Origin of the sequence: Streptomyces sp. Ru72 (assembly GCF_002920635.1) — a bacterium.
Classification (GTDB): domain Bacteria; phylum Actinomycetota; class Actinomycetes; order Streptomycetales; family Streptomycetaceae; genus Streptomyces.
This window is the reverse complement of the sequence record NZ_PQSR01000153.1, coordinates 1-13,652: the sequence shown is the minus strand read 5'-3', so window position 1 is coordinate 13,652 and position 13,652 is coordinate 1. Positions and strand designations below refer to the sequence as shown.

Below are 13,652 nucleotides of genomic sequence, written 5' to 3'. Positions count from 1 at the left end.
ATGTCGGTGGGCTGCACGGAGCGGTCCAGGGTGACGCCGACGACGCTGTCCTGCGGGTGGGTCGTGCGGTCGATGCCGGTGACGGTGAGCCGGCCGTCGGCGCCGGCGGTGTAGGAGAGGGTGCTGCCGGAGCGCACGTCGAAGACGCGGGTGACCTGGGCGTCGCCGATCGGCGGGGTGGTGAAGGTGGTGCCGCTGTAGCCGGGCAGCAGGTGGACGTAGAAGGTGTTGTCCTTGTAGGTGAAGCCGTACTGGCCGTCGACCGGATTCCACGGGCCGCCGCGGGTCCCGTAGATCGACTGGCCGCAGGCGGCCATGAAGGTGCCGATCTGCCGCAAGAGGCTCGCCTGGCCGGAGGGCACGGTGCCGTGGCGGTCCGGGCCGACGTTGACCATCGCGGTCATGTTCCGCACCCAGCAGTTGACCAGGATGTTCATCGCGGTGCTGTAGCTCATCACCTTGCCGTCGGAGTTGTAGCCCCAACTGCTGCCTACCGTGAAGACCTTCTCGACGAGCTTGCCGGTGCGGACGGCTCCGGAGGGGACGGAGCCGCCCTCGTCGCTGGCGTAGTCGCCCATCCAGCCGGAGCGCGAGGTGGCGACGATGTCGGGCTGGTGCTTGCGCACCATGCCCATCAGTCCGAGTGGCTTGCCGGCCGCGTCTGTCTCGCCGTAGGCGGAGTCCACCGGCCACTGGTTGTTCGGATCGCGGTACTGGCCGGGTTCCCAGAAGAACGCGCCGTCGGCGTCGGTGCCCTGTTCCGCGATCCAGCCGCCGTCCCACCACAGGTCGTCGATGACGCCGTACTGGGTGACCAGTTCCTTGATGGACTCGTACACCTCGGTCTTCATGATCCGCGCGTTCTCCTTGTGCGCGGGATCGGTGGTGTAGTTCCAGGGGCTGGGCGCGCAGTTGGTGCCGTACACGTCGTAGTAGCCGGGGTAGCGCCAGTCGATCGGCGAGTAGTACAGGCCCACCTTCAGCCCGGCCGTCCGCACCGCCGCGACGTAGTCCTTCACGAAGTCCCGGTTCAACGGGGCCTGTCCGGAGTTCCAGCTGCCCGGGTGGTTCAGCGGCCACAGTGCGTAACCGTCGTGGTGACGTGTCGTCAGGGTCACGTACTTCGCTCCGAAGTCCTTCGCCAACTGCGCCCAGGCCGCCGGGTCGTAGGCATCCGCGGTGAACTGCTCGCTGGTGGCGTCGGTGACGTACTTCTGGTAGTCCGCCGGCGTGATGGGCGCATTGTGCATCCACCATTCGCCCTTGGCCGGCCCGGAGTACACCCCCCAGTGGATGAACATGCCCAGCTTGGCGTCCTGCAGCCACTGGATCTTGGAGTCGGGCTGTTGCTGGACGCCCATGTCGGTCTGCGGGATCCGCAGGGGAGGGAGCGGCAGCGGAGCGGCCGTCGCGGCGTACGCGGGCGTCCCCACCGCGACGGTTCCCACTGCGGCGGCCGCCGTCATGGCCGCCATGCCGGTGATAACCGAACGGCGTGAGAGGGGTCCGGGCAACGTGGTTCCTCCTGTTCGCTTCTGGTCGGCGCGCAATGGCACGGGTGACCTCGGGGCAGTCGACGGTGGAGCTCGGTCGACCGGGGCCGACCACACGACGGGTCCCTGCTTCCCTGCGCACACCTGAAGACATCGGATGGATTAACGGCGAACGAGAGGGTGATTGTCCAGAGGTGTGACCAAGTTTCTTTGTGTTTCAGGGACATTCGATGAATGGCCGAAATCGCGTGCTCGTTCATGGGGGAGGATTGATGGGATGTGTCAACGGTCTCCGCTTCAAGGTGGATCTCGGTCCAAGCGTTGACCGGGTTCATGGCGTCCTCTGTCGTGCTCCAACGAAAACTCACACCATCTGACATTCCTGGACGCCTCGCAGGCGTATGCGCAGTGCGCGGACGGCGGCGGACCCCCCACCGGTGCGCCCGCGCAGGCCGCCTCCGTGACCGAATGCGTCTCGGTTCACCGGTCGACGCACCCGGAGACCTGGGCCAACGGCACACCGATCGAGCTGTGGACCTGCACCACCTACGCCGACCGGCGGACCGTCCCTCAGCGAACCGCCGCCGCAGGCGGCCGCTCGCGTACGGCGCCGTAGGCGAGGAAGTACGCCGGCACCCGTTTCAGCCACCGCGAGGTGGTGAGCAGGTCGGCCATGCGCTGTGCCCGCCCCGGGTTGCCGAAGGGCGGACGGCCCGCCAGCAGCGGTTCGACGACCCGGGCATGGGCGGTCCGCTGCAACGCCTGGGTCGCGGCCGTGGTGGGCAGGCGGCGGCGCTGCACGGCGCGTACGTCGCGCAGGCCCACCGTGCCCGCGCGCAGTGGCTCGACGAGGTGCCGCGCGGCGGCCACGGCGTCCTCCACGGCCAGGTTGATGCCGATGCCGAAGACCGGCGACATCGCGTGCGCCGCGTCGCCGATGCACAGCAGGCCCGGGCGGTGCCAGCGCCTGAGGCGGTCCAGGCGTACGTCGAGCAGCTTCACCTGGTCCCATGACCGCAACGTGTGCACACGGTCGGCGAGCCAGGGGACGGCGGCCGTGAAGTCGGCCGTGAACCGCTCCAGGCCGGCCGCACGGCGCCGGCCATCGGATCCCTTGGGAATCAGCACGGCGCACTGCCAGTACTCCCCACGGTCGATCATGGCCGCGAGAAACCGGTCGCCGACGCCTCCCACGAGCCCGTGCGGGTCGTCCTGCTCCCGCGGCAGCCGGAACCACCAGGCGTCCATGGGGCAGGGGAACTGCCGCAGCCGCAGTTCGGGCAGTTCCCTGGCCGGCGAGCCCCGGCCGTCGCAGGCGACGGTGAGGGTGGCCCGCAGTTCACCGATACGGCCGTCGGACGTGCGGTATCGCACCCCCGTGACCCTTCCGCGCTCCACCAGGAAGGACGTCACCTCGGTGTTCATCCGCAGGGAGAAGGACGGCTCCCGTCGGGCCTCGTCCGCCAGGAGGTCGAGCAGGTCCCACTGCGGCACCATGGCGATGTAGTTGTACGGACCCCTCAGCGCGCCGATGTCTCCGACGGTGACCAGTGAACGGTCCCGGCCGATCGGCAACTGAACGGTCGTCACCCGCCGTTGCGGCAGACGGGCGAACCGCTCGGCGAGCCCCAGCTCGTCCAGCAGGGCCAGGGTCGAGGGATGCACGGTGTCGCCGCGGAAGTCGCGCAGGAAGTCGCCGTGCTTCTCCAGGACGGCGACCTCCACGCCGGACCGGGCCAGCAGCAGGGCGAGGACCATTCCGGCGGGGCCGCCGCCCACCACACAGCACGTGGTCCGCTCCATCACGTCCCCTCTTCGGCGTGAACGCAACCTCACCATACTGGGACATATATCTTCAAAGCCTGCCGAACCCGCCACACAGTCCGTGGCCACCCCAGCCGTTCTGTGAAGCACTTCGACGCACTTCGGGAGACCACGATGAGCGAGCAGCCGATCCTCCTTCCCTATGCCGACCCGGCCTTCGTGGCAAACCCGTTCCCGTTCTACCGGCAGCTGCGTGAGCAGGGCCCGGTGCGGCGCGCGGTCATCGCCGGCGGCCTGGAAGCCTGGCTGGTCACGCGCTACGAGGACGGCCTCGCCGCGCTCTCCGACCCGCGGCTGAGCAGCGACGTCCGCGACGCGTCGGACCCCCGGCTCCTGCAGCAGCTGCCCGCGACGGAGCGCGAGTCCATGCTGCGCAACATGCTCCGGGCGGACCCGCCCGACCACACCCGCCTGCGCCGGCTGGTCTCGAAGGCGTTCACCGCGCGCCGGGTGGCCGAGCTGCGGCCCCGCGTCCAGGCCATCACCGACGCGTTGCTCGACGCGATCGTGCGGCAAGGCCACGCGGACCTCGTCGCCGACTTCGCGCTGCCGCTTCCCGTCACCGTGATCAGCGAACTGCTGGGCGTGCCCACGACGCACCGCTACGACTTCCAGCGGTGGACCGACGACATGATCCTCCGGGGGCCCGAGCCGCCGGACCCTGCCGTGGTCGACGGAGCCTGGCAGCAGATGCGCGCGTACCTGACCAAGCTTCTGGAGGCCAAGCGTGCGAGCGCCGAGGACGACCTGCTCAGCGCTCTGATCACCGCGCGTGACGAGGAGCAGCGGCTGGACGAGGACGAGCTGATCGCCATGGCGTTCCTGCTGCTGGTGGCCGGATACATCACCACGGTCAACCTCATCGGCGGCGGCATCGCCGCACTGCTCGCCCACCCGGACCAGCTTCAACTGCTGCGGGACGATCCGGCGCTGCTGCCGGACGCGATCGAGGAGTTCCTGCGCTACGACGGACCGGTCAACCCCGGCATCGCCCGTTTCGCTCGGGAGGACGTCGAGATCGCGGGCGTGACGATCCCCCGCGGCGCCACCGTGCTGGTGGCCTCCGCCATCGCCGACCGCGATCCGGCGCGGTTCCCGGACGCCGATCGCCTGGACATCACCCGTCGCGACAACGCCCACCTCGCGTTCGGACACGGCATCCACTACTGCCTGGGCGCCCCGCTCGCACGGTTGGAGGGCCAGATCGCCATCGGAACCGCCCTGCGCCGCCTTCCCGGTCTTGCCCTGGCCGTGCCGCCAGGCGAGCTTCGGTGGCGGCCGGGCGGCCTGCGCGGCCCCGAGCGCCTGCCCGTGACGTTCACGCCCGGTTCCACCGGCGCCCGATGATCACGTAGGCGCATCGGGGGACCCGTTCAGTGCTCCGCCGCGGCCCCGGGACGGACGAACCGTTGCTGGACCGCGGTGGGGATGTGCTCCAGCAGGTGGCCGCGTGGGTGACCGAGGCGAGGGATGCCGGGCTCCGGAAGAGGTTCCGTCCCTCGCGGAACCCGCCCCGTCCCGTACCGGCAGGACCGGAACGGGGCGGCGACTGACGGTCGCAGCGGCACCCTGAGGCGGACTCCCGCGTCGGGGGCGGTGCGCGACAGCCCACCGGCTCACAGGGTCCAGCCGTGACCGCCGCTGTTGTGGGACAGGGCCAGGAGCGCCGTGGTCACGACGAGGTACCGGGTGAGGCGGCCTTGGCGGAACAAGGCCGCCGATGCCCAGGCGACAGCCGTGTACCAGGGCATGGTCCACGGTGCCGCGAGCACCCAGGCGAAGGTGAGCGCGAAGGGCAGGGCGGCAACGGCGGGAGCGTCCGCCGGGACGCGGCGGTGCAGTGCCCAGGCCAGCGCGAGCATCACGACGGGCCACAGGACACCGGTGGCGGTCGCGGCCCCACGAGGGCCCAGCAACCAGGCGCCGAACTTCTCGAACACGGCCCACAACGACGGTGTGGAGACCAGTTGGGAGGCGTCGGAGAGCGGGGCGAGGGCGTGCACACCGTACGCGCTGTAGAGGAGGGCGAGCGTCAGCGTGGCCGCGAACGTCAGCCGGGCGGCCTGCCGCCAGGCGCCTGCACGCAGTAACGGCCAGGCCAGGCCGACGCCGAGCAGGGCGGCACTTATCTTGACACCGCAGGCCAGGCCGACCAGCCCCCCGACGATCAGGTCGTGGTGCCATCGGGTGGCCCTGCGGACGAAGTGGATCGCGCAGACGGTCAGGCACGCGATGATGGTGTCCAGGTGCCCGCCCGCCACCAGCACGCCGATCAGGAGCGGGTTGGCGATCCACAGCAGTGCGGCCCGGACCGGATCGTCGGCCGTCCGGATCAGCAGATAGCCGGTGCCCAGGAACGCGGCTGCGTTGGCGAGCATCAGCGCCCATATCGTCAGCCACGGCCGGTCACCGCCGACGAACGCCCCAGCGGCCTGCCACCACGTTGCGACCGGCCCGTACACGGACGGGGTGTACCGCCACCCCTCGCTCACCAGATGGGCGTACGTCCCGCCCAGTTGGGCGGGGGTCGTCACGTACGGATCAGCGCCGAGCGCGGCGATTCGGCCGTACGCGGCGTAACTGGCCATGTCGGAGGAGCCGACCGGGGTGAGGTTGGCGACGACGAGCACGGCGAGTGCGCCGGCGCCGAACAGGATCCGTGGGTGCGGTCTCCAGCCCCGCCCGTGCGCGCGGAGAAGGCCGAGCGTCCCCAGGCACGACAGTACGATGGCCGCGTAGGTGACCGCCGCGGACACGGCGCCGGGCATGGCGGGCAACCGCAGCCAGGTGATCGGCGCCCTGAGCGTGTTGTGGTTCGGCGCGCTCGCGCCGACCAGCGCGAACAGTGCGATGCCCGCCACGGCCGTCCATACGGCCGCGTGCGGCCGGAACTGCCCGACGACCGTCGGCGCCGGCGAGGGAGTCGTCCGCATCCGGGCCGCGGAACGTTGTGGAGTCCACTCGTCGTTGTCGGTCGTCACGGTCACTCACTGAGTCGCTGTCGGGTCCTGTTCGTCCGGGGCCCGAGGCGGTCGAGGGGGCCGAGGGCAAAAGCCGCACGGTCCCCGAGATCCACATCCGGCCCGGGTTCGGAGCCTGGCAGCGGTGCGCGAAGGAATCAAGCCCGAGCGTCGGCGCGGTCGCCTTCTGTGCCCGGGTTGGTCGCCGGCCCGGCTTGCAGCGCGTCACTTCGACGACACGCCGAGCGTATGGAATGCCCGGCGGCGGGGCGTCGTCCCGAAGGCGGGCGGAGCGCCGGACGACGGGCACAGGGGCCGTTCACCGGACGGGCGCCGCGGGCCGCGGCACAGGATGCGATGCGGCTGATCGACCGCGTGCCCAACGCGGCTCGATGTCTGCTTCGCCCCGATAGGATGCACTTTGTGATCAGGTCAGGACGGTTTCGGCGCCGCCGCCCTCCGTACGGTGGCCGGCGGGACACCGTACTGCTGTCACCGGTGATCCTCACCGTCCTCGTCGCCAGTCTGGCGTTCGCCACTCCGAGGCAGATCGCCTTCAGCCGCCTCCTGCCCGCGGCGCCGGCGCTCGCCGCCGCGATGTGGCCCGTGCTCCCGACGGTCCTGCTGGGGGCGTTCTGCCTGCTGGTGATGATCGGGCTCAGCTTCGTCTACTCCGATCTGGGGACGCCGTACACGGCTGCCGCGATCGTCGCGGTCACGTTGGCGGCCGCGTATGCGAGCCACCTCAGACTTCAGCGGGAAGAGGCGCTCTTCCAGATCCGGCTCGTCGCCGACGCGGCCCAGAAGGTGCTGCTGCGCCCGCTGCCGCACCGCATCCAGCACGTCGATATCGAGTCGCTGTATCTGGCTGCCCAGGAGCAGGCGCGGATCGGAGGCGACTTCTACGAGGCGGTCGACACGCCGTACGGGGTCCGGCTGCTCATCGGCGACGTGCGGGGCAAGGGGCTGTCGGCGGTGGGCGCGGCCTCCGCGGTGATCAACTGCTTCCGGGAGAACGCGTACGACCAGCCCGACCTGATGGGGATCATCCATCGCCTGGAGATCAGTCTGGCCCGGTACAGCGCCGCTACCCCCTCCCAGGACCGGCCGGAGCACTTCGCCACCGCTCTCATCGCCGAGATCCGTCACGACAGCGGGCACGCCAGAATCCTCAACTGCGGGCACCCGCCACCGGTGCTGGTGCGGCACGGGGAGATCCACATCGTCGAACCCAGTCTCCCCTCGCCACCCCTCAACCTCGCGACGCTCCTCGGCAACCACTACTACGTCGACACCATCGCCTTCGGCTCAGGTGACCAGATGCTGCTCTACACCGACGGCGTCACGGAGACCCGGGATCGCACCGGCACGTTCTTCCCGTTGCCGGAGTGGATGCGGCAGCACGGCCCGACGCCACCCCGCCAGCTGCTGGACCGGCTCCATCAGGACCTGCTCCACTACAGCGGCGGACGGCTCGACGACGACATCGCGGCCCTCGCTGTGCGCCGCCGGCAGACCCCGGCTCTGGACGGCTCCGCGTAAGGGCGAGTGCGCTCAGGCCGGGGTGTGCGCCCGGCTCAGTGCGCCTTCGCGAAGTGGCCGGTGATGGCGGTGAGCAGCGAATCGTCGCCGGCCGCGGAGCTGTCCGCGGCCCAGCACACGTAGCCGTCGGGGCGGATGAGCAGGGCGGCGGCGCCCAGGTCGTCGGTGCAGGTGGCGCGGACGAGGTCGACCCGTGGCGGAAGCGGGAAGTCGACCGGGACGGCTCCGGCCAGATCGAGCAGGACGGCGTGCCCCGAGCCGAACAGCGTGGACAGCCGGGTGGAGCCGGCCTCGGTGACCAGGTCGGCGTCCGGCATCCGCTGTCCGGTGAGCGGATGCTTGCCGGGCAGCTCGTAGCGCAGTGAGAGGCCGGATATCAGTCCCGTGATGTGGCGGTTGGTGTCGGGCAGGCGCAGCAGGTCGATGAAGATGTCACGCAGTGCGGCCACGTCCTCGCTCGGGTTCGGATCTGCCAGCACCCGCTGCGCCGACGTGTGGTGCAGGACCTGGGCCCCGACCGGATGCCGTTCGGTGTGGTAGCTGTCCAGGAGGCCGCTCGGCGCCCGGTCCTGGACGGCCGCGGCCAGTTTCCAACCGAGGTTGAACGCGTCCTGTATGCCGAGGTTCAGGCCCTGGCCGCCTAGCGGCGGGTGGATGTGGGCGGCGTCGCCCGCGAACAGGACCGGGCCTGCGCGGTAGTGCTCCAGTTGCCGAGCGGCGTCGCCGAACCGGGATGCGTTCTCCACGGCACCGAGGGTGGTCTCATCCCCGTACACGGCATGCAGCGCGGTGGCGATCTCCTCCAGGGTGACGGCGGTGTCGCGGGGGGCGTCCGCCCGGTCCCCGCGCCCGAAGGTGAGTCGGTACCGATCGCCACCGAGAGGGACCAGCATGGCCCAGTAGCCGCCCGCCTGGCGGGTGAGGCCGGCCATGGGCTCCATCTGCTGCGGCACCAGCGACGACGCGGTGGACAGGCGGATGTCGGCCAACACGGCCTGCTGCGTCCCCGGCCTGCCCGGAAACGGTAGCCCGAGCAGTTTCCGCACGGTGCTGTGGGCGCCGTCGCACGCCGCCAGGTATCGGGCCCGCACCTGCACATCGCCCGCCGTCACGACCACACCGTCGTCGTCCGACTCGACCCCTGTCACGGCAGTGCCGCGCACGACCCGCGCGCCGGCGGCGGTCGCCCGCTCTTCGAGCACTTCCTCGATCTCCCACTGAGGGATGGCGATCGGGAGGGGATGCCTGGTGCGCCACGGGGTGCCGTCCAAGGGCACGGGCAGGAGCGCGAAACGCCCACCCACCGGATTGCGCGGCATGGCCCGCTTCAGCAGAGGCTCCAGAAGCCCCCGCGACTCCAGCAACTCAGCGGTCCGGGGCTGGATCGCGCCGCCTTTCACCTGCTGGATGCGCTGGTGCAGCTTCTCCAGCACCAGCGTCTCGACCCCGGCAAGAGCCAGTTCGTAGGCCAGCATCAGCCCGGTCGGGCCGGCGCCCGCGATGACGACCTCGGTCGTGCGCTCCGTCAACACCGTCACTCGCCCTCGTTCTCTCGTCTCGGGCTATATGTATACCAGGTGCAGATATCCTCTGAGTGCAGAATTCTGCTACCGTGGGCGTCGTGGACGACAAGCCAGGACTACGGGAACGGAAGAAGCAGCGGACCCGCGCGGCGATCTCCGAGGCGGCGATCACGCTGTTCCTCGAGCACGGCTTCAATCAGGTCTCGGTGGCCCAGGTGGCCGAGGTCGCCGAGGTGTCCAAACGCACGCTCTTCGCCTACTTCCCGGCGAAGGAGGACCTCGTGGTGCACCGTCTCGCCGACCACGAGACCGAGATCGCCCGCGTCGTACGGGCCCGCCGGCCCGGCACCGGCCCGCTGACCGCAGTGCGCGAGAATTTCCTCAGGGGGCTGCGCGAGCGGGACCCGTTCACCGGGCTCAACGACCATCCCGAGGTGCGCAGGCTCCTCCGGATGATCCTGGACGCGCCCTCGCTGGTGGCCCGGATGGAACGGTTCAAGACCGGCGCCGAACGCGCACTCGCTGAGGCATTGCGGGAGACGGCGGAGACCCCGGAACTCACGGCGCGGCTGGCTGCCGTCCAGATCGTCGCGGTCCACTGGGCGCTGGCCCAGGACAACGCCGAACGCCTGGCGTACGGGGAGCCGGCCGACGAGCGCTATGCGGGCGCGGTGGCTGACGCCGAACACGCGTTCGCGCTGCTGGAGAACGGATTGCGGCACCTGACCCCGTAGCAGTGCCCCATATCAGTGATGCCCGGCAGCGGTGAATTTCAGCGGGGCAGTCCGTGGACGCGGCAGGCGTGGTCGCGGACCGTCCACGCGGCGATCCGCCGTGTGTCGGTCCGGGCAAGCTCAGTCCGTCGGCGTCCACCCGGTCCTGGAGCAACCCTGCTCGGGGGATCCCGTAGGCGTCGGAGTGGTCCGCGTGAGTCGCGGCCGGCGCCCGTGCACCACTGGCCGTGTGGCGGTGCACCCGGCCCGGGATTGCGCGCGACGGCGGTCCGGAGCAGGTCGGCCACGCGGTTGCCAGGCGAGTACGCCCGCCCCGGCCAGTTCGTCACCACCGGCATCTCCTGCACCCGCCGAGGAGTCGAGGACGACGAGCTGACCGACCCGCTCGACATCGCCTCCGGCAACCCGTACCACGACATGCAGGACGGGCTGCTGCTGCCCGACCCGACATCCGACGACCACGAGCAGATCTGCAAGACCACCGGCGTGTGGGCGATGTACCAGACCGCCGACTGGATGTTCTCCTCACGCCAGGAGCCGTTCCTGGTCACCGAGACCAACGCGGGCCCGATCGGCTTCGCCTGGGACAACCGGCCCGCCTACGACGGCCAGTGGCGGCAGGCCGCGTGGGCACACGTGACGCGCGGCGCGCGGATGATCGAGTACTGGCAGTGGCAGACCCTGCGCTTCGGCGCCGAGACGTACTGGGGCGGTGTCCTGCCGCACAGCGGGCGACCCGGCCGCACGTATGCGGAAGTGGCGCGGCTGGGAGCCGATTTCGACAAGGCCGGTCCGCTCGGGGCCGGGATCGAGCCGGGCGCCGACATCACGATCGTCTACTCGACGCCCGGCAAGTGGCTGATCCAGAGGCACCCACCCCTCGCCACCGCCGACGGCGAACCCGACCCGTCGCCTACCACCGCATCTTCGACCCCTGCTACCGCGGCGCCTTCGACGCGCGCCGTCAGGTGCGGATCGTCCACGCCCGCCAACTGCACGACCTGCGCGGCGAACGGCCGGGCATGCCGCCCGAGGCGGCCGCGCGACGCCACCCGATGCTCGTGGTCCCCGCTCTGTACCTCACCCACGACGAGACGATCGACTGGCTCGCCGCCTACGCCCACGCGGGCGGCCACCTCGTCCTCGGCCCCCGGTACCGCCTACGCCGATCACGGGGGCGTGGTCAGTCGCGCGCTCGGTCACAGTCTCGGCCGTGGGCCGACCACAGCCCGCGGACATGGCCGATGTGACGGGTCATCACCGCCCGTACGGCGTCCTCGTCCCGTTCGAGCAGGGCATCGAGGAGTTCGAGGTGCTCCTGGGCGGAGGCGAGCAGCCGGCCGGCCTCGACGAGCGCGGTCAGCCCGTACAGACGCGACCGCTTGCGCAGGTCACCGACCACCTCGACGAGGTGCGCGTTGCCGGCGAGGGCCAGCAGGCCGAGATGGAAGCGGGTGTCGGCCTCGACGTAGGCGATGAGGTCCCCGGCCGCCGCGGCGGTGACGATCTCCCGGGCGGCCGGACGCAGGGCCTCCAGCGAGACGCCGTCGGCCGTCCGGGCCAGCGCCACGGTGGTCGGGATCTCGATGAGGGAGCGGATGTGGGTGTATTCGTCGAGCTGCTTCTCGGACACCTCCGTGACGCGGAAGCCCTTGTTGGGGACGGTGTCGACCAGGCCCTCCTTGACCAGGTCGAGCATGGCCTCGCGCACCGGGGTCGCCGAGACGCCGAAGCGGGCGGCGAGCGTCGGCGCGGAGTACACCTCGCCGGGGCGCAGTTCGCCCGCGATCAGCGCGGCCCGCAGGGCGTCGGCGACCCGCTCGCGGTAACTGCTCTTCTTGCCGCCGAGCGTGGGCAGGGCGGGAGCGGGGGAGGGCGAGCTGGGGCGCGGGGCGGCCATGGTGTTTCTGTCTCCTCGAAGGGTGCAATGTCACGCGGCACCAGTGTTCCAGTGCTCCGGCGTTCCCGTACCGGGCGCCCGCGGCAGGCGACTACAGCACGAACCCCGCCGGGAACGGGTCCTCCGGGTCCAGAAGGTACTGTGCCGTGCCGGTCACCCACGCCCGCCCGGTGAAGCTGGGCAGCACCGCGGGGCGGCCGGCGACCTCCGTGGTCCCGAGCAGGCGCCCCGCGAACCGCGTCCCGATGAAGGACTCGTTCACGAACTCGGTGTGCAGGGGAAGTTCGCGGCGCGCGTGCAGCTGGGCCATGCGCGCGCTGGTACCCGTACCGCACGGGGAGCGGTCGAACCAGCCCGGGTGGATGACCATCGCGTGCCGGGACAGCCGGGCGGTTGCTCCCGGCGCGTACAGGTGGACGTGGTGGCAGCCGCGGATCGTCGGGTCCTCGGGGTGGACGGGCTCCTCCTCGGCGTTGATCGCCTCCATCAGCGCGAGCCCGGCCGCGAGGATGTCGTCCTTGCGGGCTCGGTCGAACGGCAGCCCGAACTCCGCCAACGGCAGGATCGCGTAGAAGTTGCCCCCGTACGCGAGGTCGTAGGTCACCGTGCGCCCGTCGGGCAGGGTGGCCTTGCGGTCGAGGCCCACGCAGAAGGACGGCACGTTCCTGAGGGTGACGGCCCTTGCCGCGCCGCCCTCGACCGCGACCTCGGCGACGACGAGACCCGCCGGGGTGTCCAGCCGGATGGTGGTCACCGGCTCGACGACCTCCACCATGCCCGTCTCGACCAGAACGGTCGCCACCCCGATCGTGCCGTGTCCGCACATCGGCAGATAGCCGGAGACCTCGATGTAGACGACGCCCCAGTCGCAGTCGGGACGGGTGGGCGGCTGGAGGATCGCGCCGCTCATCGCCGCGTGCCCGCGCGGCTCGTTCATCAGCAACTGCTTGACGTCGTCGCGGTGTTCACGGAACCACAGGCGCCGCTCGTTCATGGTCGCGCCGGGGATGGTGCCGACACCGCCGGTGATCACCCGGGTGGGCATGCCCTCGGTGTGGGAGTCGACGGCGTGCAGGACGAGTTTGCTGCGCATGACCGGCCTCCCCCTCTACGCGAGCCCTGCCGCGACGGCCTTCTCCGTGGCGGCGCGCACGGCGGCCTCCTGCTCCGCCGACAGCGGCATGCGCGGCGGGCGCACGGGACCGCCGTACCGGCCGACGACGTCCATCGACAGCTTGATCGCCTGCACGAACTCCACGCGGGAGTCCCAGCGCAGCAGCGGGTGCAACTGCCGGTACAACGGCAGCGCGGTGTCGAGGTCGCCCGCGACCGCAGCACGGTACAACTGCACCGAGGCGCGGGGGAGGGCGTTGGGGTATCCGGCCACCCACCCCTTGGCGCCGGCGACCGCGAGCTCCAGCAGGACGTCGTCGGCACCGATCAACAGGTCCAGCTCCGGGGCGAGTTCAGCGAGGCGGTAGGCGCGGCGGGGGTCGCCCGAGAACTCCTTGACCGCGTGGACGAACCCCTCGCCGTGCAGCTTGGCGAGCAACTCGGGGACGAGGTCGACCTTGGTGTCGACGGGATTGTTGTACGCCACCACCGGCAGCCCGGCCTTCGCCACCTCCTCGTAGTGGGCGAGCACGGACCGCTCGTCGGCACGGTAGGCGTTCGGC

General features: G+C 70.9%; 10 protein-coding genes and 1 pseudogene. 4 read left to right on the top strand and 7 right to left on the bottom strand.

The window, feature by feature from the left end:
- Both C3488_RS37060 and C3488_RS37055 read right to left on the bottom strand, forming a co-directional pair.
- A partial coding sequence (locus C3488_RS37060; RefSeq protein ID WP_258053883.1) for an alpha-L-fucosidase occupies positions 1-1,475 on the bottom strand: 1,475 nt, incomplete at its 3' end.
- A 588-nt stretch (positions 1,476-2,063) separates the two neighbouring features.
- Complete coding sequence (locus C3488_RS37055; protein WP_103845251.1) at positions 2,064-3,296, bottom strand: FAD-dependent oxidoreductase; 1,233 nt, start codon at positions 3,294-3,296, stop codon at positions 2,064-2,066.
- Positions 3,297-3,431: 135 nt separating this feature from the next.
- Between C3488_RS37055 and C3488_RS37050 the strand changes: the two genes are divergently transcribed.
- The gene (locus C3488_RS37050; RefSeq protein WP_103845250.1) at positions 3,432-4,664 is read left to right on the top strand and encodes a cytochrome P450; all 1,233 of its coding nucleotides are present in this window, start codon (positions 3,432-3,434) and stop codon (positions 4,662-4,664) included.
- A gap of 269 nt (positions 4,665-4,933) precedes the next feature.
- On the opposite strand, the gene C3488_RS37045 is transcribed toward C3488_RS37050, so the two are convergent.
- Complete coding sequence (locus C3488_RS37045; protein WP_146068008.1) at positions 4,934-6,298, bottom strand: hypothetical protein; 1,365 nt, start codon at positions 6,296-6,298, stop codon at positions 4,934-4,936.
- A 477-nt stretch (positions 6,299-6,775) separates the two neighbouring features.
- Here C3488_RS37045 and C3488_RS37040 point away from each other — a divergent pair, with 477 nt between their 5' ends.
- Positions 6,776-7,819, top strand: a complete 1,044-nt coding sequence (locus tag C3488_RS37040) for a PP2C family protein-serine/threonine phosphatase (protein ID WP_258053882.1) — start codon at positions 6,776-6,778, stop codon at positions 7,817-7,819.
- 35 nt (positions 7,820-7,854) lie between these two features.
- Here the strand turns inward: C3488_RS37040 and C3488_RS37035 are convergent, their stop codons facing one another.
- The gene (locus C3488_RS37035; RefSeq protein ID WP_258053881.1) at positions 7,855-9,357 is read right to left on the bottom strand and encodes an FAD-dependent monooxygenase; all 1,503 of its coding nucleotides are present in this window, start codon (positions 9,355-9,357) and stop codon (positions 7,855-7,857) included.
- An 83-nt stretch (positions 9,358-9,440) separates the two neighbouring features.
- Between C3488_RS37035 and C3488_RS37030 the strand changes: the two genes are divergently transcribed.
- A complete protein-coding gene (locus C3488_RS37030; RefSeq protein WP_181139350.1) occupies positions 9,441-10,076 on the top strand; it encodes a TetR/AcrR family transcriptional regulator in 636 nt (211 codons plus the stop codon).
- A gap of 300 nt (positions 10,077-10,376) precedes the next feature.
- Positions 10,377-11,249: pseudogene (locus C3488_RS37025) on the top strand (beta-galactosidase); the annotation flags it as partial.
- 10 nt (positions 11,250-11,259) lie between these two features.
- Here C3488_RS37025 and C3488_RS37020 read toward each other — a convergent pair.
- The 3 genes from C3488_RS37020 to C3488_RS37010 all read right to left on the bottom strand — a co-directional run.
- A complete protein-coding gene (locus tag C3488_RS37020) occupies positions 11,260-11,976 on the bottom strand; it encodes a GntR family transcriptional regulator (protein WP_103845246.1) in 717 nt (238 codons plus the stop codon).
- Between the two features lie 91 nt (positions 11,977-12,067).
- The gene (locus C3488_RS37015; RefSeq protein WP_103845245.1) at positions 12,068-13,069 is read right to left on the bottom strand and encodes a proline racemase family protein; all 1,002 of its coding nucleotides are present in this window, start codon (positions 13,067-13,069) and stop codon (positions 12,068-12,070) included.
- Positions 13,070-13,084: 15 nt separating this feature from the next.
- Positions 13,085-13,652 (bottom strand): dihydrodipicolinate synthase family protein (locus tag C3488_RS37010; protein ID WP_146068007.1); only part of this gene is annotated, 568 nt, incomplete at its 5' end.

What these genes read in the sequence shown, in the direction of transcription:
- C3488_RS37055 (WP_103845251.1), bottom strand. Translation starts at nt 3,296, where the DNA reads ATGGAGCGGACCACGTGCTGTGTGGTGGGCGGCGGCCCCGCCGGAATG.
- C3488_RS37020 (WP_103845246.1), bottom strand. Translation starts at nt 11,976, where the DNA reads ATGGCCGCCCCGCGCCCCAGCTCGCCCTCCCCCGCTCCCGCCCTGCCC.
- C3488_RS37015 (WP_103845245.1), bottom strand. Translation starts at nt 13,069, where the DNA reads ATGCGCAGCAAACTCGTCCTGCACGCCGTCGACTCCCACACCGAGGGC.
- C3488_RS37050 (WP_103845250.1), top strand. Translation starts at nt 3,432, where the DNA reads ATGAGCGAGCAGCCGATCCTCCTTCCCTATGCCGACCCGGCCTTCGTG.